The organism is Agaricicola taiwanensis, from assembly GCF_014635245.1.
Classification (GTDB): domain Bacteria; phylum Pseudomonadota; class Alphaproteobacteria; order Rhizobiales; family Methylopilaceae; genus Agaricicola; species Agaricicola taiwanensis.
On sequence record NZ_BMCP01000002.1, the window covers coordinates 462178 to 487646 of the forward strand.

Annotated in this window: 23 protein-coding genes, 1 other RNA gene and 1 other annotated feature; of the genes, 12 read left to right on the plus strand and 12 right to left on the minus strand. The window is 62.4% G+C overall.

Going from position 1 to position 25469, the window contains the following annotated elements; genetic code table 11:
- The first annotated feature begins 41 nt into the window (after nucleotides 1-41).
- Nucleotides 42-527 carry a DUF992 domain-containing protein gene (locus IEV58_RS09640; RefSeq protein ID WP_188409519.1) on the plus strand — a complete coding sequence of 162 codons (486 nt, stop codon included), beginning with the start codon at nucleotides 42-44 and terminating at the stop codon, nucleotides 525-527.
- A 247-nt stretch (nucleotides 528-774) separates the two neighbouring features.
- Here IEV58_RS09640 and IEV58_RS09645 read toward each other — a convergent pair whose 3' ends face one another.
- The 3 genes from IEV58_RS09645 to IEV58_RS09655 are packed head-to-tail and all read right to left on the minus strand — an operon-like array spanning nucleotide 775 to nucleotide 3641.
- Nucleotides 775-1671, minus strand: coding sequence for a LysR family transcriptional regulator (locus tag IEV58_RS09645; protein ID WP_188409520.1), 897 nt, complete (start codon nucleotides 1669-1671; stop codon nucleotides 775-777).
- 4 nt (nucleotides 1672-1675) lie between these two features.
- Nucleotides 1676-2635, minus strand: coding sequence for a thioredoxin-disulfide reductase (gene trxB / locus IEV58_RS09650; protein WP_188409521.1), 960 nt, complete (start codon nucleotides 2633-2635; stop codon nucleotides 1676-1678).
- A gap of 34 nt (nucleotides 2636-2669) precedes the next feature.
- Nucleotides 2670-3641 (minus strand): mitochondrial fission ELM1 family protein, encoded by a 972-nt coding sequence (locus IEV58_RS09655; protein ID WP_188409522.1) that lies wholly within the window; start codon nucleotides 3639-3641, stop codon nucleotides 2670-2672.
- A gap of 150 nt (nucleotides 3642-3791) precedes the next feature.
- Here IEV58_RS09655 and IEV58_RS09660 point away from each other — a divergent pair, with 150 nt between their 5' ends.
- Nucleotides 3792-4253: an Lrp/AsnC family transcriptional regulator gene (locus IEV58_RS09660; protein WP_188409523.1), complete on the plus strand. Its 462-nt coding sequence runs from the start codon at nucleotides 3792-3794 to the stop codon at nucleotides 4251-4253.
- A gap of 4 nt (nucleotides 4254-4257) precedes the next feature.
- Here the strand turns inward: IEV58_RS09660 and greA are convergent, their stop codons facing one another.
- Entirely contained in the window at nucleotides 4258-4731 is a 474-nt protein-coding gene (gene greA / locus IEV58_RS09665) for a transcription elongation factor GreA (protein WP_229729328.1), read from the minus strand.
- 109 nt (nucleotides 4732-4840) lie between these two features.
- Entirely contained in the window at nucleotides 4841-8158 is a 3318-nt protein-coding gene (gene carB / locus IEV58_RS09670; RefSeq protein WP_188409524.1) for a carbamoyl-phosphate synthase large subunit, read from the minus strand.
- A 228-nt stretch (nucleotides 8159-8386) separates the two neighbouring features.
- Between carB and IEV58_RS09675 the strand changes: the two genes are divergently transcribed.
- Nucleotides 8387-9172, plus strand: a complete 786-nt coding sequence (locus IEV58_RS09675; RefSeq protein ID WP_188409525.1) for an SDR family NAD(P)-dependent oxidoreductase — start codon at nucleotides 8387-8389, stop codon at nucleotides 9170-9172.
- A gap of 100 nt (nucleotides 9173-9272) precedes the next feature.
- Nucleotides 9273-10034, plus strand: coding sequence for a glutaredoxin domain-containing protein (locus tag IEV58_RS09680; RefSeq protein WP_188409526.1), 762 nt, complete (start codon nucleotides 9273-9275; stop codon nucleotides 10032-10034).
- Nucleotides 10035-10044: 10 nt separating this feature from the next.
- On the opposite strand, the gene rnpB is transcribed toward IEV58_RS09680, so the two are convergent.
- The 4 genes from rnpB to IEV58_RS09700 form a co-directional block, all read right to left on the minus strand.
- Nucleotides 10045-10418: RNase P RNA component class A (gene rnpB, locus IEV58_RS09685), an RNA gene on the minus strand.
- Nucleotides 10419-10471: 53 nt separating this feature from the next.
- Nucleotides 10472-11191, minus strand: a complete 720-nt coding sequence (locus tag IEV58_RS09690) for a lytic transglycosylase domain-containing protein (protein WP_229729329.1) — start codon at nucleotides 11189-11191, stop codon at nucleotides 10472-10474.
- Between the two features lie 155 nt (nucleotides 11192-11346).
- Nucleotides 11347-11988 (minus strand): lytic transglycosylase domain-containing protein, encoded by a 642-nt coding sequence (locus IEV58_RS09695; protein ID WP_188409527.1) that lies wholly within the window; start codon nucleotides 11986-11988, stop codon nucleotides 11347-11349.
- A 425-nt stretch (nucleotides 11989-12413) separates the two neighbouring features.
- On the minus strand, nucleotides 12414-13175 hold the full coding sequence (locus tag IEV58_RS09700; RefSeq protein WP_188409528.1) for an N-acetylmuramoyl-L-alanine amidase: 762 nt from the start codon (nucleotides 13173-13175) through the stop codon (nucleotides 12414-12416).
- 131 nt (nucleotides 13176-13306) lie between these two features.
- On the opposite strand from IEV58_RS09700, the gene IEV58_RS09705 reads away from it, so the two are divergent.
- A complete protein-coding gene (locus tag IEV58_RS09705; protein ID WP_188409529.1) occupies nucleotides 13307-13648 on the plus strand; it encodes an antibiotic biosynthesis monooxygenase family protein in 342 nt (113 codons plus the stop codon).
- A gap of 31 nt (nucleotides 13649-13679) precedes the next feature.
- Here IEV58_RS09705 and IEV58_RS09710 read toward each other — a convergent pair whose 3' ends face one another.
- The 3 genes from IEV58_RS09710 to IEV58_RS09720 all read right to left on the minus strand — a co-directional run bounded on the left by IEV58_RS09710 (nucleotide 13680) and on the right by IEV58_RS09720 (nucleotide 17298).
- Nucleotides 13680-15164 (minus strand): SulP family inorganic anion transporter, encoded by a 1485-nt coding sequence (locus IEV58_RS09710; protein ID WP_188409530.1) that lies wholly within the window; start codon nucleotides 15162-15164, stop codon nucleotides 13680-13682.
- A 74-nt stretch (nucleotides 15165-15238) separates the two neighbouring features.
- Nucleotides 15239-15294, minus strand: a sequence feature (sul1 is cis-regulatory element that is thought to sense ions involved in sulfur or methionine metabolism; They are found in Alphaproteobacteria).
- A gap of 62 nt (nucleotides 15295-15356) precedes the next feature.
- On the minus strand, nucleotides 15357-16364 hold the full coding sequence (locus tag IEV58_RS09715; protein WP_188409531.1) for an extensin-like domain-containing protein: 1008 nt from the start codon (nucleotides 16362-16364) through the stop codon (nucleotides 15357-15359).
- A gap of 478 nt (nucleotides 16365-16842) precedes the next feature.
- Nucleotides 16843-17298: a GatB/YqeY domain-containing protein gene (locus tag IEV58_RS09720; RefSeq protein ID WP_188409532.1), complete on the minus strand. Its 456-nt coding sequence runs from the start codon at nucleotides 17296-17298 to the stop codon at nucleotides 16843-16845.
- Between the two features lie 183 nt (nucleotides 17299-17481).
- On the opposite strand from IEV58_RS09720, the gene carA reads away from it, so the two are divergent.
- The 7 genes from carA (at nucleotide 17482) to IEV58_RS09755 (ending at nucleotide 25468) form a co-directional block, all read left to right on the plus strand.
- Nucleotides 17482-18687, plus strand: a complete 1206-nt coding sequence (gene carA, locus IEV58_RS09725; protein ID WP_188409533.1) for a glutamine-hydrolyzing carbamoyl-phosphate synthase small subunit — start codon at nucleotides 17482-17484, stop codon at nucleotides 18685-18687.
- Nucleotides 18688-18939: 252 nt separating this feature from the next.
- Complete coding sequence (locus tag IEV58_RS09730; protein ID WP_188409534.1) at nucleotides 18940-19416, plus strand: division/cell wall cluster transcriptional repressor MraZ; 477 nt, start codon at nucleotides 18940-18942, stop codon at nucleotides 19414-19416.
- A complete protein-coding gene (rsmH, locus tag IEV58_RS09735) occupies nucleotides 19416-20453 on the plus strand; it encodes a 16S rRNA (cytosine(1402)-N(4))-methyltransferase RsmH (RefSeq protein ID WP_188409535.1) in 1038 nt (345 codons plus the stop codon). The genes IEV58_RS09730 and rsmH overlap by 1 nt, the downstream gene beginning before the upstream one ends.
- A complete protein-coding gene (gene ftsL, locus IEV58_RS09740) occupies nucleotides 20450-20869 on the plus strand; it encodes a cell division protein FtsL (protein WP_188409536.1) in 420 nt (139 codons plus the stop codon). Before rsmH ends, ftsL begins: the two co-directional genes overlap by 4 nt.
- Nucleotides 20866-22572, plus strand: coding sequence for a peptidoglycan D,D-transpeptidase FtsI family protein (locus IEV58_RS09745; protein ID WP_188409537.1), 1707 nt, complete (start codon nucleotides 20866-20868; stop codon nucleotides 22570-22572). Before ftsL ends, IEV58_RS09745 begins: the two co-directional genes overlap by 4 nt.
- A complete protein-coding gene (locus tag IEV58_RS09750; protein WP_229729330.1) occupies nucleotides 22569-24032 on the plus strand; it encodes a UDP-N-acetylmuramoyl-L-alanyl-D-glutamate--2,6-diaminopimelate ligase in 1464 nt (487 codons plus the stop codon). The genes IEV58_RS09745 and IEV58_RS09750 overlap by 4 nt, the downstream gene beginning before the upstream one ends.
- Nucleotides 24029-25468, plus strand: a complete 1440-nt coding sequence (locus IEV58_RS09755; protein ID WP_188409538.1) for a UDP-N-acetylmuramoylalanyl-D-glutamyl-2,6-diaminopimelate--D-alanyl-D-alanine ligase — start codon at nucleotides 24029-24031, stop codon at nucleotides 25466-25468. The genes IEV58_RS09750 and IEV58_RS09755 overlap by 4 nt, the downstream gene beginning before the upstream one ends.
- The last annotated feature ends 1 nt before the right edge of the window (nucleotide 25469 follow it).

The following is a 25469-nucleotide window of genomic DNA, read 5'->3' on the forward strand; positions in this document are numbered from 1 at the left end:
CGTGCACAGTCACAAGAGGTTACAGTCAGAGAGGATTCGCCATGAAAACCACCGCAATTACCGCAGCCACGATGACGGGCCTTGCCTTCATCGCCACGCCGGCTGCCGCGCAGGAGACGCGCGTTGAAGTGGGCGTGCTGAACTGCAGCGTCGAAGGCGGCATCGGCCTCATCCTGGGTTCGCAGAAGTCCACGGAGTGCCGTTTCCAGACCGCGGACGGCAAGGTCACCGAGATCTACACCGGCAAGGTCACGAAGGTCGGCATCGACATCGGCGTGACGGGAGAGTCCCAGATCGTCTGGGCCGTGTTCGCGCCATCGAACGCCCTCCAGCCGGGATCGCTGGAAGGCAACTACGTCGGCGCCTCGGTCCAGGCAACGGCCGGCGTCGGGGTCGGCGCCAACGCATTGGTCGGCGGGTCGGGCAACACCATCGCCCTCCAGCCCATCAGCACGCAAACCCAGACGGGCTTGAACGTCGCCGCCGGCATTGGCGGGATCTCACTTAATTCTCCCGTGACGCCCTGAGGCGATACCTCCAGCGCAAAAAAAAGCCGGGCTAAAAAGCCCGGCTAAAGTCTCGAGCCGCACACCAGAGGGGACCAGTGCTGGCTCTTATCCAGAGGAACAGTTGGCTGCAGAACCGGCCTAAAGCAACAGCTCAGCAATCAAATGCCTGGTTTAAATGCCTGAGTTGTAGGCGATTTACCATTGCTGAATATGCATGGCAGCCATGCTTTGCCGCTTATTTCAGCTTCGGCCGCCTATTCTGCAATCAGAACGACCATCTTTGCGCCTTACTTAGCAGAAAGTCGCGAAATACCTGGATGCGTGCCACATTTCTGAGCTCTTCGGGATAAACGAAGTAGCATTCCAGTGCAGGCATGTCCGCGTCTGCCAGAACCCGCACCAGATTGCTCTCATTGTCGACCATGTAATCGGGCAGCACGGCCAGTCCGACACCGCCCGCAATCGCGCGCTTGATGCCGATGAGGCTGTTGATCAAGAGCGTCGGCTGACGCGGCGCCGCGCCGCTGCGGCCGAGGCTGAGAAGATAGTTGAGGTTGAACAGGAACGAAGGGATGTCGCCGCCGAATGCGAGGATCCGGTGGTTGTCGAGATCATCGGTCGTCTTTGGCGTGCCGTGACGTTTAAGGTAGTCCGGCGAGGCGTAGACGTGGAAGTGGACGGTGAACAGCTTCTTCTGGATGAGGTCCGGCTGCGTCGGCTGGCGCATACGGATTGCCACGTCCGCCTCGCGCATGGAAAGGTCCAACTCATCGTCGGACAGCAGCATCTGGACGCGAATGTCCGGGTAAAGGTCAAAGAACTCGGCCAGCCTTGCGGTGAGCCAGAAGGTGCCTATGCCGACGGTAGAGGTGATCTTGAGTTCGCCGTAGGGACGCTCGCGGGAGTCTGTCAGCTTTGCGCGTGTCGATTCCAGCTTGGCGAAGACCTCCTGCGTGGTGCGGAAAAGCAGTTCGCCGGGCTCGGTCAGGATCAATCCGCGCGCGTGGCGGTGGAACAGCGGCGCGTTCAGCTCATGCTCCAGCGCTGACACTTGCCGGCTTACGGCCGATTGTGACAGGCCCAGCTTTTCGCCAGAATGCGTGAAACTGCCAGCTTCGGCGGCGGCGTGGAAGACCCTCAGTTTGTCCCAGTCGAGCGACATCTGTTTATTCTGCGGCCTCCCGGCGCGCCTCCTCTGCATGCAGGTAACGTTCAGCGTCGAGGGCTGCCATGCAGCCCATGCCGGCGGCCGTGACTGCCTGGCGGTAGATATCGTCCGCGACGTCGCCAGCGGCGAAGACGCCAGGGATATTTGTGGTGGTCGTGCCGGGCTGCACCTTCAGATAGCCGCCGCTGGTCAGTTCCAGTTGATCCTTGAAGATCTCGGTTGCCGGCGCATGCCCGATGGCGACGAAGACGCCATCAAAGGCGCGCTCGGTGACCTCGCCGCTCTTGACGTTGCGCAACCGCACGGCGTCCACCTTCAGCGGCGTGCCGCCGCCGAGAATATCTTCCACCACCGTATCCCAGACCACATCCACCTTCGGATGCTGGAAAAGCCGATCCTGAAGGATACGTTCGGCCCGGAAGCTGTCGCGGCGGTGGATCACCGTGACGGTTTCGGCGAAGTTGGTGAGGAACAGCGCTTCCTCCACGGCGGTGTTGCCGCCGCCGATCACCGCCACCTTCTTGCCGCGGAAGAAGAAGCCGTCGCAGGTCGCGCAGGCAGAGACGCCGAAGCCCTTCAGGGTCTCTTCACCGGGGAGGCCAAGCCAGCGCGCCTGGGCGCCCGTGGCGATAACCAGCGCGTCCGCTGTCCAGATCTCGCCGCTGTCGCAGGTCAGCACGAAGGGCCGCACCGTCAGGTCAACCTTCGCGACCTGGTCGGAAACCATGCGTGTGCCGAACCGCTCGGCCTGCTTGCGCATCTCTTCCATGAGCCAGGGGCCCTGAATGGCGTCGGAGAAGCCAGGGTAATTCTCAACATCGGTGGTGATGGTCAGCTGCCCGCCCGGCTGATAGCCGGCGATCATCACGGGCTGCAGCATGGCACGGGCGGCATAGACGGCGGCGGTGTAGCCGGCGGGGCCGGAGCCAAGAATGATCAGGCGTGCGTGCTGGCTCATTGGTTATCTCGTCTTTCCACTAGGTCGTTCGGTCTTAAATCATCATGCCGCGTGCCGCGAGCCTCTTGCGTACAGCATCGGCGATCACAGGGGTTGAATCCACCGGTGAATAGGAAAAGGGTTCAGGCTTTCCCTCCAGTCTTCTTAAGACGCCCATCTCGCGGAGGCGTGCGAGGAGGCGCGTGATCTTGCTGTGGCCGCCGCCGGGCTCGAAGACATAGATGCCCGTCCCCGTGGCCGCAGCCTCGCCGATCATATTGGTGGAATCGGCCGTCGCGACAATGATATCCGCGAGGGCGAGCATGGAGGTGTAAGGATTTTCACCGTTCCCGTGCCAGGCAAAGCCCCCCGTTCGCAGGGCCAGGGTGAAGACGCGCTCGCGGAGCGTGGCGGGGGTGCGGCGTGAAGCTGTCACCATCAACGAGTAGCCGCGAACCGTCAGTTCCGTCAGATGCTCCGTCAGCCGATCGATGTCGCTCGCCGTGAAACTGTGATGCCGGCTGTTTCCGCCCAGGAGGACGGCAACGCGTGGAGCGGTGATCGCCGCCAGGGGCTGAGGCGGATTTCTCCTCGCATCCGCAAGCCGTTCCGGAGAGATCCTGTGCGGGCTGGTCGGTGTCACCACGACGTTGGCGCCACGGAGCGGATCATGTTCCGGCACCCATAGGAGGTCCGCGGTTCCGGCTCCGGTGCGCGGATCGCGGAGCATGACGGTGAAGGTTCTCCCGCCCGATGCCTTCCGCACATAACGAAGATAGGCGACGCTGCGGCGGCCTGCTGCGATCAGGAGATCAGGGAAGGGAGCCGCGATGGGGCTCTTCGGATTATCCGGATGGTCTCGCGGATCGATCGGGCCCCAGGGCATGAGCCAGACCCAGGGTGCGCGGGGTGCCACCCGGTGAAGGCTGGGGTCGAGCCGAAGCTGCTCTGCAAGCCCGAGACAGGGCGCCTCGTCTCCGGCCTTTCCATCGGTGACGATCCAAGCCGTGAGTGAGGGTGTGGTCATGTCCTGCTGATCGTCATCGGGGAATCGGCCGCCTGCTTGAAGGTGATGATGTATGTTTTTTGCCAGAAAGACCCGCAGGATCGGCAAAAAATCCCTGTGTGCCCTGCAGGAAAGGTATGGTTCGGCAAGGGAATCTCGTACAGGCCGGGCATGCGCGATCAGTTGGACGACATCGACTGGAAGATAATCCGTGAACTGCAGGCCGATGGTCGCATGACCAATGTCGAGGTGGCGCGGCGGGTTGGTATCTCCGCCCCGCCTTGCCTGCGGCGCATCAGAGCGCTGGAGGAGGCGGGTTATATCCGCGGCTACCGCGCCATGCTCGATGCCGCGCGGCTCGGCTTTCCTGTGGAGGCCTTCGCCTTCGTTCAACTGGTCGGCAATGCCGATGCGGATCTCGCGGCCTTTCAGAAGGCGATAGAGAACCACACCAATGTGCGCGAGGCCTGGATGCTTTCAGGCGAAGTCGACTTCATGCTGAAGTGCGTGGCCCGGGACCTGAAGTCGTTTCAGGCCTTCGTACTGGAGCTGACGGCCGCGCCCAACGTGAAGACGGTGAAGACCGCCCTCACGCTGGGGCAAACAAAGGGTGAGGCCGCTGTTCCCTTCTAGTGGGTCAGCCGAATCGAACGTCCAGGATCTCGTAGCTCTTGCCGCCGCCCGGGGTTGAGACCTCGACCTGATCGCCGGTTTTCTTGCCGACGAGCGCGCGGGCGATCGGAGAGGAGATGGAAACCTTGCCCGACTTCACATCCGCCTCGGCGTCACCCACGATCTGATAGGTGCGTTCCTCATCGGTATCTTCGTCCACAAGCTTCACGGTCGCGCCGAAGGTGATGGTATCGCCCTTCAGTTTCGTCAGGTCGATGACCTCGGCCAGCGCCAGCATGCCTTCCAACTCGGCGATGCGGCCTTCGTTGTGGCTCTGGGCCTCCTTGGCCGCGTGATATTCAGCATTTTCCGACAGGTCGCCGTGCGAGCGCGCCTCGGCAATGGCCGCGATGATGCGCGGGCGTTCTTCCGATTGCCGCCTTTTCAGTTCCTCCTCGAGCGCGGCATGCCCATTGGGAGTCATCGGGATTTTATCCATGATCCATCTCTCAACACACAAAATCCCACCTGTCCCGGACCCACCCGGGCCGGGACCTATGGGACAGAAACAGGCAGCGCGTCAGCCTGAAACGAGGCTTCCGGCGTCGTCAGCTGCGTCCGGGGAAATAGGACTGCAAGGCACGCACTTCCAGATCACCGGAGAGATAGGCCTTGATTCCTTCCGCCGCAGCGATTGCTCCCGATAGCGTGGTGTAATAGGGGACTTTGTGCAAGAGGGCGGATCGCCGAAGCGAGCGGGAATCTGCCAGTGCCTGGGCCCCTTCCGTGGTGTTGAACACCAGCTGGATCTCGCCGTTCTTGATGGCGTCCACGATGTGAGGTCGGCCTTCCAAAACCTTGTTGATCTTGGCGGCCTCCAAGCCCTGGGCGGCCAGATAGCGCTGGGTGCCTGATGTGGCGACCACCTTGAAGCCAAGCTCCACGAGAAGCCTCACGGACGGAAGGATGCGCTCCTTGTCCGCATCGCGCACCGAAATGAAAACGGTCCCCGCCTTCGGCACCCGTGTGCCACCGCCGAGCTGGCTTTTGGCAAAGGCAACGCCGAAGCTCTTGTCGAGGCCGATCACCTCGCCAGTGGACTTCATCTCCGGTCCAAGAACGATGTCCACACCGGGGAAACGGGCGAAGGGGAAGACGGATTCCTTCACGCCGATATGGTCGAGCTCCTTGGGCGTCAGACCGAAGGACGCGAGCGTCTCGTCCGCCATGATGCGGGCCGCGATCTTGGCGATGGGCTCGCCGATCACCTTGGCGACGAAGGGCACCGTGCGAGAGGCGCGCGGGTTCACCTCCAGGACATAGATCTCGCCGTCCTTGATGGCGAACTGCACGTTCATCAAGCCGCCGACGTTGAGCGCCAGCGCCATGGCCTTCGCCTGCGCTTCCAGCCGCTCGATCATCTCCTTCGACAGCGAACGCGGCGGCAACGAGCAGGCGCTGTCGCCGGAATGGATGCCCGCTTCCTCGATGTGTTCCATGATGCCGCAGATGAAGACATCCTTGCCGTCGCACAGCACGTCGACATCCACCTCGATGGCGTCGGAGAGATAGCGGTCGAACAGGAGGGGGTTCTTGCCGAGAACGGTGTTGATCTGCCCCGTCTTGTCGTTGGGATAACGCGCCTTCACATCCTCCGGCACAAGAGCCGGAAGCGTATCAAAGAGGTAGTCGTTGAGCTGGCTCTCGTCGCGCAGGATCGCCATGGCGCGGCCGCCGAGCACATAGGAAGGACGCACCACCAGCGGCAGGCCCAGCTCACCGGCGATGAGACGGGACTGTTCGACCGAGTAGGCAATGCCGTTCTTGGGCTGCTTCAGGTTGAGCCTGTCGAGCAGGCGCTTGAAGCGGTCGCGATCTTCGGCGAGGTCGATCATGTCAGGCGAGGTGCCGAGAATGGGGACGCCGGCATCTTCCAACGCGCGGGCGAGCTTCAGCGGTGTCTGGCCGCCAAACTGGACGATGACGCCATGGAGCGTGCCGCGCGAACGCTCGGTGTCCATGATCTCCATCACATCTTCTTCCGTCAGCGGCTCAAAATAGAGGCGGTCTGAGGTGTCGTAGTCGGTGGAGACGGTTTCCGGATTGCAGTTGACCATGATGGTCTCATATCCGGCATCCTTCAACGCGAAGCAGGCGTGGCAGCAGCAGTAGTCGAATTCAATGCCCTGACCGATGCGATTCGGACCGCCGCCGAGGATGACCACCTTCTTGGTGTCGGAGGGATAAGCCTCGTCGATGAGCTGGCCGGCGAAGGGCGGCGCATAGGTCGAATACATATAGGCGGTGGGGGAGGCGAATTCGGCGGCGCAGGTATCGATCCGCTTGAACACCGGACGGACGTCGAGAGCGCGCCGTTTTGCCCGGACGTCCTCCTGAGTGGTCTTGGCCAGCACGGCGAGGCGCGCGTCTGACAGGCCCATGCTCTTCAGCCGGCGGAAGGCGCCCGGCGTGGTCGGCAGACCGTGACGGCGGACCTTTTCCTCCAGGTCGACCACCGCCTGGATCTGCTCGAGGAACCAGGGGTCGATCTTGCAGCTCTCGTGAATCTGCTCGTGGTCGAGGCCAAGCCGCATGGCCTGGGCAACCTTGAGAAGCCGGTCGGGCGTCGGCATTCCGAGGGCCGCCTTGATGGCATTACGGTCATCTCCCTGGCCAAGGCCGGGGATTTCGATCTCGTCGAGACCGGTGAGACCGGTTTCGAGCGACCGCAATGCCTTCTGCAGGCTTTCCGGGAAGGTCCGGCCGATGGCCATGGCCTCGCCCACCGACTTCATGGCGGTGGTCAGGGTGGTGTCGGCGCCCGGGAACTTCTCGAAGGCAAAGCGCGGGATCTTGGTGACGACATAGTCGATGGTCGGTTCGAACGAGGCTGGCGTTGCGCCGCCAGTGATATCGTTGGCGATCTCATCGAGCGTGTAGCCGACGGCAAGGCGGGCCGCGACCTTGGCGATCGGAAAGCCGGTTGCTTTGGAAGCAAGCGCCGAGGAGCGCGAGACGCGCGGGTTCATCTCGATGACGATCATGCGGCCGGTCTCGGGATCGACGGCGAACTGCACGTTGGATCCACCAGTCTCGACGCCGATCTCGCGCAGCACGGCCAATGAGGCATCGCGCATGCGCTGATATTCCTTGTCGGTCAGCGTCAGGGCAGGAGCGACGGTGATCGAGTCGCCTGTGTGCACGCCCATCGGATCGATGTTCTCGATGGAGCAGATGATGATGCAGTTGTCCGCCTTGTCGCGGACGACTTCCATCTCGTACTCCTTCCAGCCGAGGACGCTTTCCTCAATCAGGACTTCGCTCGTTGGCGAGGCATCGATGCCGCGCTCGACAATGTCGATGAACTCGGCCTTGTTGTAGGCGATGCCGCCGCCGGTGCCGCCCATGGTGAAGGATGGGCGGATAATGGCGGGCAGCCCGATGTCATCCAAAGCTTCAAGAGCTTGCACCAAAGTCTTGATATGATGGGATCTCGGGGTGTCCAGGCCGATCTTCGTCATGGCCTCGCGAAAGAGCTCGCGGTCCTCGGCCTTGTCGATCGCCTCGGCGGTCGCGCCGATCATCTCGACGTTGAATTTCTCAAGAACGCCCATCTTCTTGAGCGACAAGGCGCAGTTCAGCGCCGTCTGTCCACCCATGGTGGGAAGCAGCGCGTCCGGGCGCTCCTTCTCGATGATCTTCGCCACCACCTCAGGCGTGATCGGCTCCACATATGTTGCGTCGGCCACATCCGGGTCCGTCATGATCGTCGCCGGATTGGAGTTGACCAGGACGATGCGATAGCCCTCCGCTCTCAATGCCTTCACGGCTTGGGTGCCGGAATAATCGAACTCGCAGGCCTGACCGATGACAATGGGGCCAGCGCCGATGATGAGAATGGAGGAGATATCTGTGCGTTTGGGCATGGGTCTCAAGCGTCATGCGACCGCGCCCGAACGCGCGCCAGATGGCGGTTGATCGGGGCGAAAGTCACTGGATGAAATTGGCTAAGGGCGTCGTTTACACGCCATGGCTCCGGAGGGGAAGCCTTTCGGCGCATTGCGCTATGCTATTCACCGTGTCTTCGCGTCACAGGCGCTCGCTTGCATCTATAGTAGGTCGCTTGCGAATCCTCGCCTCAAAAGGAAAAAGCCATGACCGAACCACGCTGGAGCATCGTCACCGGCGCCTCCTCCGGAATAGGGGCGGCTTTTGCCCGGGCTCTGGCGCGGCAGGGCGACGGGCTTGTGCTGGTGGCGCGGCGCAGGGACCGGCTCGAGAGTTTGGCCGAGGAACTGGTGGCCGCTCATGGCATCCCTATCTGCGTGTTCGCCGCGGATCTTGAACATCCCGACACACCGCGGAACCTGATGCGCACCCTCGATGATGAGGGAATCGCCGTCCACACGCTGATCAACAATGCCGGCTTTGGCCTGCGTGGCTCTTTTGCCACCCTGCCGCCCGACCGGCAGCTCGCCATGGTGAACCTCAATGTGGTTGCGCTGACGGCGCTTTCGCGCGCTGTCCTGCCCGGTCTCATCGCGCGCAAACGGGGAGGCATCATCAATGTCGCCTCCACGGCGGCCTTTCAGCCCGGTCCCTATATGGCGGTCTATTACGCGACCAAGGCCTATGTCATGTCGCTGTCGGAGGCCTTGTATGAGGAGGCGAGACCCTACGGCGTCACGGTCACCGCTGTGGCGCCGGGGCCGGTGCCGACCGAGTTTTCCTCCGTTGCGGATCTTCATGGCTCGAAGCTGGTGCACCTGCCATCTGTGACGCCTGAGGTGGTCGTTGATGCCGCTTTGTCAGCCTATGCGGCGGGAAGAGCGACGGTGGTTCCGGGATGGTCGAATAAAGCCACCCGCTTTGGCTCCAAGATTCTGCCGACTTTCGTGACGCGGAAGATGGCGGCGCGCATCCAGGGCTCCAAGCGCTGAGATGTCAGCAGTTGGCAAATATAGACAATCGTCTAAGGCAGGATCATCATCTGGCTGATTATGTGCCGCGAGTGGTTTCGCGGATCCGGGAGGATTTCCGATGGAGCAGCAGGCTCACACCATCCGTTACTTTTGGCAGCCGGGATGCACCGCGTGCGTGAAGATCAAGGAAATGCTGACCGACAACGGTATTCCTTTCGAGTCCATCAATGTGCTTGAGGATCAGGCCGGTTTTGAGGAGTTGCAGCGTCGCGGCATCAAGGCGCTCCCCCTTGTTTTCAAGGGCGAAGACATGGTCTTCGGCCAATCGCTAGACGATGTGGCGAAATTCGTTGGCCTGGACCGGAAGGCGGTGCGATTGCCATCGCCGGTTCTGGCCGAGAAATGGTCTTATGTGCTTGACCGGGCACTGGAGATCATTGAGCGCCTTCCGGTGAGCCGGCTTGCGGAGCGCGCCTTTCCTGAACGCCCAAGGCTTCTGCTCGAGCTCAGCTATCACGTATTCCAGATACCGGAAGCCTTCATCAAGGTGATGGACGAGGGCTTGGAAGACACGCGCCCTGTCGTGAACGGCGTTTATGACCACCTTCGGAGCAAGGCAGAGGTGCTCGATTACGCCTATGCCGTCCGGGCAGATCTCGCCGCATGGTTTGAGGCCAACCCGACCTTGGGAGAGGGGCGGATCGTAAAGACCTATTGGGGCATGCAGCCCGCGACCCAGCTTCTCGAAAGATTCACGTGGCATTCCGCGCAGCATACGCGGCAGTTGGACTTCGTCCTGTCCGAGGTTGCCGGCTCGCCGAACCTTGTGGATCAGGCGGTCTATGAGGGACTGCCAATCCCCAAAGGCATGTGGGACTGATTGGAGTGAAAGTGCCAGCCGGCCTGTAAGCCGGGTTCTGTATGGCCGGAGCGGTTGTCCGCTCCGACGTGACGGCCATTCCTCTGGGACGCCCGTTGCCGGACGCCTCAAGCAACCAACCCGGACGGCGGCCTGGATCGGGCCATATGCCATCCCTATTCGGTTTTGCTCCCGGTGGGGTTTGCCGTGCCGCTCCTGTTGCCAGTTGCGCGGTGCGCTCTTACCGCACCCTTTCACCCTTACCGGCGAGCAAGCCCGCCGGCGGTTTGCTTTCTGTGGCACTTTCCCTGGGGTCGCCCCCGCCGGATGTTATCCGGCACCGTTTATCCATGGAGCCCGGACTTTCCTCCCCGCACGAGGCGGAGCGGCCGTCCGGCCGACTGGCCAGCGGGATGTGGCCGTAAAGCCGTCCGGGGTCAAGTTTAACCTTGCAGATCTCAGCCGCGCGGCTCGTCACGCTCGTTGAGGGCCAGCCGCGGCTTTTCCGCCGGCATGGACGCGATGATGGTCCGGGCCTTTCCGCAATAGATCTTGCCCATGCGGGTGACGCCCTTCACGCCGTGTCCGCCCTGATACTTCGAGACGGTACGGCACAGATCGCCGCCGGCAAGCTTATGGGCTCCGGCAAGATACTTCATGCCCCACCGAATGTTTGTGGCAGGATCATAAAGCGCCTTCCGGGTGCCGGTGTAGCCGATCATCCGCGCGGTGGGATATTTGATCTGCATGAGACCAACTTCGCCGGCCCCTCCCGTCACCCTCGGGTTCCAGCGGCTCTCGATGCTGACGACGGCGGCGGCAAGCGTCACGGGCACGCCATTGGCCTCCGCCTCGCGGCGCACGATCTCGCGCAGCGTCTGTGGCGCGGCGGCCACCGGATTGGATGCGGCGGTCTTCGACCTGCGGTTCTTTGATCTCTGCCCCTCGGCCTTCGCCGTGATATGGGCCTTGGCCTTGACCTTTTTGTCCGTGTTTTTGGCGACTTTGTCTCCCTTGGCGGCTTTGTCGTCGGTCTTTACAGCCAAACGGGCCTTCTCCTGAGTGAAGAAGCTTTGAGCGGAATCCTCGGCTTTTGCGGTGTGGGCGAATGCGCCGGTGGCGACAAGGCAGGCAAGAGTCGTCATGCGCCAGGAGCGCATAGCGGTATAAGTCGTCATTTTCATTTTATCCTTCAGGCGATGGGAATGTGCCCGGCAACTCACGTGCGGGGGCAGGCAATTCTGTCCCCGGCCGCAAGGCTGTTCGCCTTGACCGGCCGGCCTTCAGCCGGCGCTATCTGGCAGGCTGCAGAAACACGGGACAGAGACTTGGGTTACGAGCGGGGCGTGTTGGCGGCGACCTGTTCGGATTTGGGTGCTGCGGGCATGGCGGCGATGTGCTTGCGCACCTTGGCACAATAGACCGAGCCGGCGCGGGTCACGCCCTTCACGCCATGGCCACCCTGGTATTTGGAAACGGCACCGCAGGTGCTGCCGCCGGCGAGGCGCAAGGCGCCGCCAAGATATTTCATGCCGTAGCGGAGATTGGTGTCAGGATCATAAAGACCGGCGCGGGTGCCGCTGTATCCCATGCCCTTGGCCGTGCGGTAGCTGAGCTGCATCAGGCCGATGTAGCCGCCAGGCCCGGTGGCACGGGCATTGTAGCGGCTTTCCACCATGATGACGCCGTGGGCAAGATTGTAGGGAACGCCATTGGCAGCTGCGTGACGCGCAACCATGGCGCGAAGCGACTCGCTTCCGGCAGGCGCCGAAGCACGAACGGTACCCCGTGTAGACTTTTCCACGCGTGTCTGAGGGATGTCGACGGCAGCGGCGCGGCCTTCAACCACCGGAGCCGACTTCTCAGCCTTGGCTTGCCGCGAGGGCTTGGCAGCCTTGGCGGTTTCCGTGCGCTGCCTCGCCTTCGTCCTGGCTGCCCGCGGCTTGGTTTTTTCAGCGCGGGCGGCTTCCATCATGATGAAATCCTGCGCCGAGACATCCTGTTGAGGAACTTTTGCTGAAGCGACTGCGTTTCGTTCGGGGTTTTTGGGTGCCGCGTAAGATGGGGCAGCGGAAACAACGAGCACGGCAAGCGCGGTTGCCGTCAAACGGTAAGTCAGCATCAGGCGAGACCTTTTTAGTATTTTTGATGTTCGGTTATCGCCTTGGTATTGCGTTGGGCAAAAGACCGAGTCAGGGCTCGCTAAAGGTCATTTTATGGCGAAAATAAGATTGATAGCCAGATTCGTCGATATTCACCACCTTTAGTCGCAGATGATGTCGATTTCAATATAATCCTATCCCAACTATATATGATGTAATTCTGCCGGAATATTCTTATTTAGTGACCTGTTTCTATTTCGTTCACCAAAGTATTCGAAGTGGAGTCGCGGCTGTTCTGTCAGGGGAGTTCCGCTAGCAGATTCCGCAGGGTAGTGACAGTGGACCCATCCGCAATTCCATCCACGCGGGCAGGACGGAAATGGCGCTGAAAGGCCTCGACAATGGATCGCGTGGCGCCGTCGAAGTGACCATTGATGTCCATCGCGTAACCGTAAAGGGCCAGCATGGCCTGCAACGCCTCGACCGGTTCGCCGCGATCACCCTCGGACAAAAAACGGCCGCCGGAGATGGGAGCAGGCTCGACCCAGTGCCCGAGACCGGCAACGGCCAGCGCGTCCCAAGGAAAGAGCTCTCCTGGGTCCTGTTTGCGGCGCGGTGCGGTGTCGGAGTGCGCAAGCACCCGTTCCGGCGGGATGCCGTGACGGGCGCAGATGTCCTTGCCGAGTAGGATGACAGACTGGATCTGCGCATCCGGAAACGGCCGGTAGCCGAATTCATGTCCGGGATTGACGATCTCGATGCCGACGGAGCGGGCGTTGATATCGCTGTCGCCGGCCCAGGAGCCAAGCCCCGCGTGCCAAGCACGCCGGCTCTCCGGCACCATCTGCACCACGCATCCGTCTTCATGCACGAGATAATGGCAGGACACTTTGCTGTCCGGCGAGGTCAGCCGCTCAATCGCCGCTTCGGCGCTTGCCATGCCCGTGTAGTGCAGCAACAGGATGTCGATCTCCTGGCCCTCCGGGCGCGCATCATGATTGGGTGAGGGTGCAAGGCTCGCCTTCACGGTGCAGTCGGGGGAGGCAAGAGCATCTGACATCGAGGGCACTTCCTTTCAGGTATCGAAGCGACGCCTGTATAGAGACGAGGCTCGATGCGCGATAGCAAAAGTCGGCTGGCTGTGGCTGCGGCGGGCGCTACCTCTTTGCCAATCCATCAGAGGAGCAGACCGTGGAGCAGCCATCGCAGCCGACCATAGCCCGCATCTGGCGTGGACGTGTCCGCCGAGACCGTGCCGATGAATATGAGGCTTATAACTATGAGGTGGGTATCAAGCCACTGATCGAGAAGGCTCTCGGCGTGCAGACCTTTCGGGAGGACCGGGAGGAGGAGAGCGAATTCATGACGATCTCCTATTGGGAGAGCGTCGACGCCATGGCCCGCTTCACGGGCGCTGATCCGACCGACATTCATCACCTCGACCGTGATCCTGAGTTCCTGATCGAGCTTCCGAAGGCGGTGCAGGTGCTGCGGCTGCTGACGGCTCATGGCCGCGGAGGCTTTAAGGAGTAGTTGGAGGCGGAGCGCTCCGCCCCCGGTAGCATCAGTGTGCGGCGATCGGTGCCGTTTCGCCAGCCTTGTCGTGCCGGGCGAAACGATCGACCATGGTGGCGCTCGCTTCATTGAGGCCGATCACGGTAACCTCCGCACCTCTTGCGCGGAACTTAAGCACCGCCTTGTCCAGAGCGCCGATGGCCGAAATGTCCCAGAAATGCGCATGGCTGACGTCGATGCTAATGCGCGTGGGCGCACCGGCGAAGTCAAAGCCTTTCAGGAAGCTGTCCACGGAGGCAAAGAAGATCTGGCCACGGACGATATAGGTCACCTCCGCGCCATCTTCCGAGGCCTGCTGCTGAATCCCCACCATGCGGGCCACCTTTCCCGCGAAGAACACTCCCGACAGGAGAACGCCCACGCCGACCCCCTGCGCGAGATCGTGTGTTGCGACGACGGTTGCGACGGTCGCCAGCATCACCACTGATGATGGCAGCGGGTTGCGGCGCAGGTCCAGGATCGATCGCCAGGAGAAGGTACCGATGGACACCATGATCATGACAGCCACAAGGGCGGCCATGGGGATGATCCGGACAAGGTCATCCAGCACCAGGATCAGAAACAGCAGGAAGGCACCGGCGATAAAGGTCGACAGCCGCCCGCGTCCGCCGGAACTGACATTGATCACCGACTGGCCGATCATGGCGCAGCCACCCATGCCGCCGATCAGGGCGGCAGCGATGTTGCTGGTGCCCTGGCCGAGGCACTCCTGGCTCTTGTTGCTCGTCGTGTCGGTCATGTCGTCGACGATCTGCGCCGTGAGCAGGGATTCCAGCAGGCCGACCGCAGCCAGTGTCACAGAGTAGGGAAGGATGATCTCCAGCGTTTCCCATGTCAGCGGAACCTGCGGGAAGGCGAAGATGGGAAGTGAGGAGGGAAGCTCTCCCAAGTCACCCACGGTGCGCAGATCCATGCCGAAGTACCATGCGACCGTGGTCAGCAGCGCGATGGCGACCAGCGGTGACGGAATGGCCCGTGTCACGTAGGGAAATAGGTAGATGATCGCCAAACCGGCGGCGACCATTACGTAGGTTACCGAGGGGACGCCGAGCAGTTCCGGCAGTTGGGCCATGAAGATGAGAATGGCGAGAGCGTTGACGAAGCCTGTGATGACGGAGCGTGAGACGAATGTCATCAGCCGCCCGAGCTTCAGGAAGCCCGCCGCGATCTGGATGATGCCCATGAGGATGGTGGCCGCGAAAAGATACTGCAGGCCATGGTCACGCACGAGCGTCACCATGAGAACGGCCGTTGCCGCGGTGGCCGCTGAGATCATGCCTGGCCGACCGCCGGCAAAGGCGGACACACAGGCTATGGCAAAGGAACCGAACAGTCCGATCTTCGGATCCACCCCGGCAATCACGGAGAAGCCGATCGCTTCGGGGATAAGGGCAAGGGCAACGAGTACGCCCGACAGGAGGTCGCCGCGAAGGTTGGAGAACCATTCGCGGCGGTAGGAAGAATGCGTTGTCATGTGAGTGGTGTCCGCAACAGACGTGCAAGGCACCGGTCCAAGGACGCGGCGCGAGCGTGAAGTCTACGTTTGTGCGTTGTCCGGCGGATCGGCGGCCGGAAGAGCCACCCGGGCTTTCACCGGGTCCGTGCGAGTAGGATCATCTAACCCCATCTGCGCTGCAGTGCAACATGGTTGCGACAGGAGTAAGCGTCAGTAGATGCCGCCGGGCCCGTTTGCCGGGAAAAGTTGCGGTGCCGGGGCGCTGGGCGTGACGGCGTAAGGGTCCGTCTGATCGAGCCACATCCCGATCGGGTCGCTCGCCGAAGGCGCGGCGACTTGAGGTGGGGGCGGCGCAGCGGCCAGCGTCGCCTGCGGATAGGCGGGCGGCGGTGAAGCAGCCGGATAGGCCTCCGGCGCGGGGTAGGGCGGGAGCGGAGTGTAGGACGCAGGTCCATGTGCGGGGACCGGCGCGGGCGAGGGCGGATAGGACATCGGCGGTTGCGCTACAGCCGTTTGAACCGGCTGCTGCGGCATGGGCGCCTCGGCGATGGGCGTGTCGTCGTGGAACGGCGACGGCGTCACGTTTGGCCGTGGCTTGCAGACGTGGCGTGCGCCGCGAGGATCGTGCATCCGGAGATCAAGGTGGAGGTGATCGTAGTGCAACGCGTCGGAACCCGGGCCCAGTACCGTCCTGAAGTAATCACAGGCGCCGCCGTGAACGTCGCGCAGGAAGGTTCTTTCGGCTTCGGTGCCGCTCTTCCAGTGCTTTTTGATGATGATGGTGCGTCCGTCGAGGAGCTTGAAGCCGGAGACATCGAGCGCATTGGCGAACGCGTGTTCGGAAAGGCTGGCACCCTTCCTGTGGTTCATGGTGCGGCAGTTATAGGAACCCATGACCTTCAGTTCGACCACCGGCATGCCGAAGTGCATGTAGGCGGCGGGCTGAATCTTTTGACGCACCCAGTTTTCCAGTGCCGGAATCATCGAGCACGAGAGCGGAACAGCCCTGGAGATGGGAACGGTGCCACCGGCCAGGGCGCTGACCTTGAAAGGATAGGTCAGGCCGCAGACGCGTGGGCCTTTGATCTCGGGCGCAGGCTGTATGTAAGCGGAAGCGACGACCGCGCCGGAGGCTAAACAACGTGCCTCCTCCTTCGCGCGCCATGGCTCGCGTTCCTCCGTATCGAGGAATCCGCAGCCCGAAAGCGCGACCGTCAAGGCGCCAGCAATGAGACCAAACGCAATACACCGTCTCATTTGCGTAAGATGCACGCGGTACGGTTAAGGGGCTGTCAACGATTTGTGGCGGCTGATGCCACAATCTTCAAAAAATTATTACCGACTGCATGTGCGAGAAAATTGAGCCATTTCAAATTCTTGAGTCCGGCGCCTCAACTGTAGACATAAAGTCTGCTGCAGTGCAGCGACGATTTTGACTGGCCATGGGGCTCCACATCGCTAGACTCTACCTTAGTCCAACGAGCGGAGTTCCGAGCGATGGTACAGACCCAGAAGCTGAATATGATGGTGGCCTGCGTCGCATTCGCATTCATCGGCGCAGTCGTGTTCGGAGCCTTCTGAGCTATCCACCGTCGGGGGCGCTGCGGCACGCCCGACAAACCGCATAGACGGACAAAAATGGGGCCGGGGAGCAGACGCTTCCCGGCTTTCGTTTTTGATGAACTACCCGTTCAACTCAGCTCAGTGCTTCCTTGACCATGCCGCTGGCCTTGGCGAAGTCCATACGCCCGGCGTGCCGCTCCTTGAGGGCAGCGATGACGCGGCCCATGTCGCGGACGCTTTCCGCGCCGGTCTCGGCGATGGCTGTCTTGATGGCAGCACGGGCTTCGTCCTCCGTAAGCGGCTTGGGCATGAAGCTCTGGATGACCGCGATTTCGTCGCGCTCCTGGGTTGCGAGCTCCATTCGGCCTGCCTGCTCATAGATGCCGGCTGATTCCTGGCGCTGCTTCACCATCTTTTGCAGGAGCGACAGCACCTCGTCATCGCTAATTCCGCCCTGTCGGCCGCTGCCGCGTGCCTCGATGTCGCGATCCTTGATGGCCGCATTGATGAGCCGCAACGTGCCGAGCCGGATCTTGTCTCCACTCTTCATGGAGTCCTTCAGGCCGTCGTTGATCATGTCGCGAAGCATAACAATATTGTCCTCAGGTTCATGCCGTCGCCGTTCCGCGACGATGCCGCCGTTGACCCGCGCGGCCGTTGGGTCTAGCTACCCGGCGAGCCACGATCGTCGGCGGCAGCTCCGGTATCGGAGCGTTCGGGCGCGTATATGGCCCAACCGCGGCGGTCACACAAGCGATCCGGAACGAGAACCATGACGACACCTCACGCGCCCGAGACTGATAACGGCTGGACCGAGCCCCCCGCCACTGCAGTTCTGGTGTTGGCCGACGGTACGGTTCTGGAAGGGCAGGGGCTTGGCGCCGAAGGCAAGGCCACCGGCGAGGTCTGCTTCAACACGGCGATGACCGGCTATCAGGAAATCCTCACCGATCCATCCTATGCGGGCCAGATCGTCACCTTCACCTTTCCCCACATCGGCAACGTGGGTGCCAACGACGAGGATACCGAAACCGTCAATGCGGCGGCCAGCTCAGGCGTGCGGGGGGCGGTTTTCGGTGCGGCCATCACCGGGCCGTCCAACTGGCGGTCGGCCAAGCACCTCGATCAATGGCTGAAGAGCTATGGCATTTCCGCCATCGGTGGCGTGGATACACGCGCGCTCACGGCGTTCATTCGCGAGAAGGGCATGCCCAATGCGGTGATCGCTCATGATCCGGCGGGCAACTTCGACATCGAGGCGCTGAAGCGTGAGGCGGCTGCTCTGCCGTCCATGGAGGGGCAGGATCTCGTGCCCATGGTCACCGCCGGCCAGCGTCAGGACTGGACCGAAACGGTTTGGAATTGGCCGAATGGCTATGGAAAGCAGGATAAGCCGGCGCAGCGCATCGTCGCCATCGATTACGGCCTGAAGAGAAACATTCTTCGGCTTCTGTCGAACACTGGCGCGGAGGTGGTCGTGGTGCCCGCAACCACAAGTGCCGAAGACATCCTCGCGTTGAACCCCGATGGCGTGTTCCTGTCCAACGGTCCCGGCGATCCGGCCGCGACGGGCGAATATGCCGTGCCGGTGATCCGGCAGATCCTGGACAAGGGCGTTCCCACCTTCGGCATCTGCCTTGGCCACCAGATGCTCGCTCTGGCTGTTGGCGCGAAGACGCAGAAAATGCACCAGGGCCATCATGGCGCCAACCATCCCGTAAAGGATCTGACCACCGGCAAGGTGGAGATCGTATCCATGAACCATGGTTTCGCGGTCGACCGGGACAGCTTGCCGGCCAACGCGGAAGAGACACACGTCTCTCTGTTCGATGGTTCGAACTCCGGCATCCGGCTTAACGATAGGCCGGCGTTTTCCGTGCAGCACCATCCGGAGGCAAGCCCGGGGCCGCAGGACAGCCATTACCTATTCCAGCGTTTCGCGGACATGGTCAAAGCTCACGCAAAAACACGCGCCTAACAGGCGAAAGGACGGCAATTTAACGTCCTTGGGAATTTTTAATTAACCATCTCGGATTCCAATGGATTCGCGGCGACTCACCGTGAACTCCAAATGCCTGCCTGCGCCCCGATTCCATTGACGCCCATGACATCCCATGCTATCCCAAAGCATCCCTCATGAACGGTCTGACAGGTGTGCAACCTGGGCCGGCGCGCTTGTCGCGCAGTCGGGGGTTTGCGCCATGAGGGCGCCGGAAGGATCGTACGGGGAATGGACCGCTTCGTGTCCAACTTCACGAACAGGCTCGACGCAAAAGGGCGGGTCTCGATCCCGGCTCCCTATCGCGCTGTTCTTGCGCGGGACGGCTTCGAAGGGCTTTATGTTCATCCGGCGCTTGATGCTCCGGCGCTTGATGCCGGTGGCAACGCGCTCCTGGGTGAGATCGATCGGCTTCTCGCACGTCTCTCGCCATATTCTGACGAACGTGACCTCTTTTCCACGGCCCTTCTCGGGACGAGCGATGTGCTCAAGGTGGACGGCGAGGGGCGCGTGGTTCTCAATGAGGCATTCAAAGCTCACGCCGGCATCGGCGATTCAGTGGTTTTTGTCGGGCTCGGCCCGAAATTCCAGCTGTGGGAGCCCGAGCGCTTCAAAGCGCATCTTTCGGATGCCCGTGCCAGGGTGGGCGAATTGAAGCGGCGTCTCCACACACCGGGTGTGGCCGCGGCTGATGGGAGTGCGGCGTGATGGCGGCGCAAGCACATGGGATCTCGTTGACCATGGCGGACACCATCCGGCACAGGCCGGTTCTGCTTGATGAGATGCTTGCCGCGCTGGCGCCGCGCAAGGGAGAGATTCACCTCGACGGCACCTTTGGTGCGGGCGGCTACACGCGGGCTATCCTGGAGGCGGGCGCCAGTGTGATAGCCCTCGATCGGGATCCGACCGCGCATGCCAGCGCGCCGTCCTTCCCGGCGGCTCTGGCCAAGCGTTTCGTCCTTGTCGACAGCCGCTTCAGCGCACTCGATGCCGTGGTCGCCGACCGTGGGCTCGGCGGCATCGACGGGGTTGTGCTGGATGTCGGCGTATCATCGATGCAGTTGGATCAGGCGGAACGTGGCTTTTCGTTCCGCTTCGACGGACCCCTCGATATGCGGATGGGCGGCGACGGGTTTACGGCGGCTGATCTCGTCAATGACCTGGGCGAGAAGGAGCTTGCCGCTCTCCTGCGCACCTTCGGTGAAGAACGTCGCGCCGGCGCGGTTGCCCGCGCTGTTGTCGCCGAGCGGCAGAAGGGACGGATCACGACCACCTTGGAACTCGCGCGTGTGCTCGAGAGGGCAATCGGGCGCCCCCAGGACCTGATCCATCCCGCGACGCGCACCTTCCAGGCGCTGCGCATCGTCGTCAACGACGAGCTCGGTGAACTTGCCCGCGCATTGTTCGCCGCCGAGAGGGCGCTGAAGCCGGGAGGGCGCCTGGTGGTGGTTTCCTTCCACTCACTCGAAGACCGTATCGTGAAGACCTTCTTCAACGAGCGTACCCGCGAGCATGCTCCCGTATCGCGCCACATGCCAATGGGCGTCGGCCATGCACCGACCTTTTCGCCGATCACGCGGGGCGTCGTCACGCCGTCCGAGGCTGAGCTTGCCGTCAATCCCCGTGCCCGTTCGGCTCGGTTGCGTGCGGCCAAGCGGTCGGACGCGCCGCCGCGTGAGGGCGATCTCCTCGCCTATGGCGTACCCCATCTTCCCGCCCTCGATCGCTATCTCGGAACAGCATGAACATCGCTCGCGTCCTCAACTTCCTGGCGGTCCTGCTTCTCTTCGGCAGTGCGCTGGCTGTCTACAAGATCAAATATGAGGCGATCTTCCACGCCGAGGATGTGGCGCGGCTGGAGCGCCTGATCGAGGCGGAAAAAGCAACCGTCGTAATGCTCAGGACCGAATGGGCAAAGCTGGCGCGTCCGGATCGGATCGAGGCACTGGCAACCGAGCATCTTGGGCTGGCGGTCGCAAAGCCGGAACAGACGGTCAAGCTTTCCGCGCTGCCGGAAAAGCCCGTTGAGGTCGATAGCATCGCGCAGACACTGGAATCACTCGGGTTGGAGGCCGCTGCCGAATCTGACCCGATCGCCAACGCCATCGATTCCTTCGACGATCTCGGCGAGCCGACAATGACGGGGAGCACCCGCCGATGAAGCAGAATCTCTTGCGGCGCTTCATATCACTCTTTCACCTGTCTGCCGGAGATGATGCCCGCGCGGTGTCGCGAAGCCGTCTGGGTCTTGCTCTTCTGGCCTTTTTCGCGGTCTACGCGATCGTTGCCGGCCGTCTTGTCATGCTCGCCACCGTGCCGGATGCCGAGATCAAGGCGAAGGTGGATGCCGAAGCGGCGCTTGCGGTCCGCCGGCCCGATATCGTGGACCGCCACGGGCGGTTGCTGGCAGCCGACGTCGTCTCGACCTCGCTCTATGCCGAGCCGCGCCGCATGATCGATCCGGACGAGGCGGCCGATCTCGTCATGACGGTCTTTCCGGATCTCGATGCCGAGGATCTGCGTCGCCGCTTTGCGTCCGACCGCGGTTTTGAATGGGTGAAACGCGAGATCACGCCGGAGCAGAAGGCCGAGATCTTCCGGCTTGGTGTTCCCGGACTCGGCTTCCTGACCGAGAAGCGCCGCATCTATCCCAACGGGCCGCTGGTGTCCCACATCCTCGGCGCCGTCAATATCGACAATCATGGGATCGCCGGGCTGGAAAAATATCTCGATACCGCCGGCTATATGGTGACGGACGCCTCCAAGCCGAAGCCGCGGCCCATCACCCTGCCGCTTGATCTCGGCGTGCAGCATGCCGTCCGCGATGAGCTCATGAAGTCCATGAAGGAGTTCTCAGCCATTGCCGCATCCGGCACCGTCATGGATGTGGAGACGGGAGAAATCGTCGCGCTGGTGTCGCTGCCGGATTTCGATCCGAACAGCGCCGCCGATGCCCTGAAGCCGGAGGCCATCAACCGCGTCAACGTCGGCGTGTTCGAGATGGGCTCGACCTTCAAGGCCTTGACGGTCGCCATGGCGCTGGATTCCGGGCGGATCCATCTCAACGATACCTTCGATGCGCGGACGCCGCTTCAGTTTGGTCGGTTCCGCATCGACGATTTCCATCCGACGCGGCGGATCCTGAGCGTGCCGGAAGTCTTCCTGCATTCCTCGAACATCGGCACTGCGAAGATGGCGCTGATGCTAGGCGTCGATGCTCATAAAGCCTTCCTGAAGAAGATGGGTCAGCTCGACCGGCTGCGCACGGAAATGCCCGAGAGCTCGGCACCCATCCTGCCGCAGCGCTGGGGCGAGCTGAACACCGTGACGATCTCGTTCGGCCACGGCATCGCGGTTGCTCCCATCCAAACGGTCATGGCGACCGCTGCTCTCGTGAATGGCGGCAAGCTCGTTCCGCCCACCTTCATGAGCCGCACCAAGCAGCAGGCCGACGATATGAGCCCGCAGGTGATCAAGCCCTCGACCAGCGACGCCATGCGCTATCTTCTTCGCCTGAACGCGGAGAAGGGGTCGGCGAAGAAGGCCAACGTGCCGGGCTATCGCGTGGGCGGCAAGACCGGAACGGCCGAGAAGGTCATCAACGGCCGCTACTCCAAAGAAAAGGTCATGAACACCTTCACTGCGGTTTTTCCCACCGACAAGCCGCGTTACATGCTCCTCGTTGTGCTGGATGAACCCAAGGGAACTAAAGAGACCTTTGGCTTCCGCACCTCCGGCTGGAACACAGCGCCGACGGCATCGAAGATCATCGAGCGGATCGCGCCGCTGCTCGACGTGGAGCCGAAGATGGATACGGTCAACGCGCCGCCGGTCATGGCCTCGGTTTCGGAGCAACTGCGGTGAAGGCGGGCTCTTTCGCTCTCGCCGATATTCTGCCGAGTGATGCGAAACTCGTTTCAGGTTCGGGCCAAAGCTCGGTCCGCGGTGTCACCGCCGACAGCCGGCAGGTTGAGCCGGGCTATATCTTCGTCGCCGTTCCAGGCACACGGCTGGATGGGGCTCGGTTCGTGCCTCAGGCGCTGGCAGCCGGCGCTGTTGCGGTCGTCGCGGAAAAGGTACCGGATGGAGTTCCTCGCGACGTTGCCGCCATCGAAGTGCCTGACGTGCGGGTCGCCTTGTCCCATATCGCCGCGCGCCTTTTCCCGAAGCAGCCGAACGCGCTGGTGGCCGTCACCGGTACCAGCGGCAAGTCCTCGGTGGTCAGTTTCACGCGCCAGATCTGGGAACAGTTGGGGCTTGCGGCAGCCTCTCTCGGCACGCTCGGCGTCACTGCGCCGGGGGCTTCCACCTACGGCAGCCTCACGACGCCCGACCCTGTGACGCTCCACCGGACGCTGGACCGGCTGGCATCCGAGGGCGTCACTCATGCGGCGTTCGAAGCCTCCTCGCACGGGCTCGATCAGCACCGGCTGGACGGTTTGCGGCTGACTGCTGCCGCCTTCACGAACCTGTCGCGCGACCACCTGGATTATCATCCCGACCTGGAAAGCTATTTCGCTGCCAAGCTGCGTCTTTTTACCGAACTCCTGCCCAGTGGAGCTGTGGCCGTTGTCGATGCCGACAGTGCGGAGGGGCGGCGCGTAGCGGAGGTGGCAGAGGCACGCGGCTTGCGCGTCCTTAGTGTCGGCTTTCAGGGTGATGATCTGAAGATCACCACGCTGGAGCGGTCCGGCTTCTCCCAGCGTCTCGTGATCGAGGCTGGCGGCCGCTCCCGTGAGATCGATTTTCCCCTGGTGGGCGCCTTCCAGGTCTCCAACGCGCTGGTGGCCGCAGCTCTTGCAATCGGTGCGGGTGCCGATCTGGAGCAGGTGCTCGGCACCATCCCGGGCCTGACAGGTGTCAGCGGCCGGTTGGATAACGCCGGCGTCTATGCCGGTGCGCCGATCTTCATTGACTACGCCCACAAGCCTGACGCTTTGGCGCATGCCCTCGGCGCGCTGCGACCCTACGCCGACCGCCATCTCGTGGTGGTGTTCGGGGCAGGCGGCGACCGAGACCACGGAAAGCGGCCGGAGATGGGCCGCATCGCGGCGGAGATGGCCGACCGAGTGATCGTCACCGACGACAATCCGCGCACTGAGGATCCGGCCGCGATCCGCGCCGCCATCTTGGCGGCCGCGCCGGGCGCACGCGAGATTGGCGATCGTGGTGAGGCCATCGCAACCGCGATTTCGGAGCTGAAGGAAGGCGATGTTCTGTTGATTGCCGGAAAGGGTCATGAAACGGGCCAAATCGTCGGCGACCGCACGCTTCCCTTTTCGGACCACGAGGCCGTAGAAATGGTTCTGGAGAAAGCCCGGTGAGCGACAAGCTGTGGTCCACGGCGGCGCTCGCCACCGCCATGAAGGCTGAAGTTCGGGGGGAGCCGGCCGATTGGATCGGCGGCATCTCCATCGATACCCGCACGCTGGAGGAAAGCGACGCCTATTTCTCCATTAAGGGCGAGGTTCATGACGGACATGCCTTCGCGGGGGCGGCCCTGGCAAAAGGCGCGGCCCTGGCGGTGATCGCCGAGGACAAGGCGGATGAACTGGAGGCGGTGACGCCGGCTCTCATCGTGCCTGATGTGCTCAAAGCGCTCGAGGATGCCGGGCGTGCCTCTCGCGAGCGTTGCAAGGGCCGTATCGTGGCGGTGACGGGGTCGGTCGGCAAGACCGGCACCAAGGAGATGCTGCGGCTCGGGCTGGAGGGGCAGGGGGCGACGCATGCTTCCGTTGCCTCCTACAACAATCACTGGGGCGTGCCGCTGACTTTGGCGCGCATGCCCGCAGATACCCGCTATGGCATCTTCGAAATCGGCATGAACCACGCCGGAGAGATCATCCCGCTGACCAAGATGGTTCAACCGGACGTCGCGATCATCACGACGGTCGAGCCGGTGCACATTGCCCATTTTCCGTCGATCGAAGCCATCGCCGATGCCAAAGCCGAGATCTTCTTCGGCGTGAAGCGCGGCGGCGTCGTCGTCCTGAACCGTGACAACGGACAGTTCGAGCGGCTCGTCAGCCATGCCAAGGCCCTCGGCCTCACCGTCGCGACCTTCGGCAGTGACGCCTCCTGCGACGCCAGGCTGGTTCGCGCCGATCCTTATGACAACGGCAGCATGGTGACGGCCGTGGTGGCCGGTGAGCCGACAACCTATCGCCTCGGTGCCGCCGGCCGGCACTTGGTGCTCAACAGCCTGGCGGCGCTTCTTGCCATTCATCATCTCGGTGGAGATGTGAATGAGGCCGTGACCGCCCTGTCGGAGTTTACCGCTCCCAAGGGACGTGGCGCGCGCATCACGCTCAAGGTTGGCAAGGGCCAGGCCCTGCTGATCGATGAGAGCTATAACGCCAATCCGGCCTCCATGCGAGCAGCCCTCGCGGTGCTCGGGACAACGCCGGCCGAAGGACGCCGCATCGCCGTTCTCGGCGACATGCTGGAACTCGGAACCAAGGCCGGTGACCTGCATGTGGAGCTGGCCGATGCGGTCGAAGCCAATGCCGATCTTCTGTTCGCCGCCGGGGAGAGCATGCGGGGGCTATATGATGTGTTACCCGCCGAGAAGCGCGGCGCCTGGGCACCGACCTCAGCAGAGCTGACGCCCTCTGTTCTTGCAGCCATCCAGCCCGACGACACCATCACGGTGAAGGGCTCGCTTGGCAGCCGCATGGGACCTATCGTCGAAGCGCTTGCTCAACGATTCGCAACCGAGTCCAAAAAGGGCAAGGGCAAAAGCGCAGGAGCGCAGAAATAGC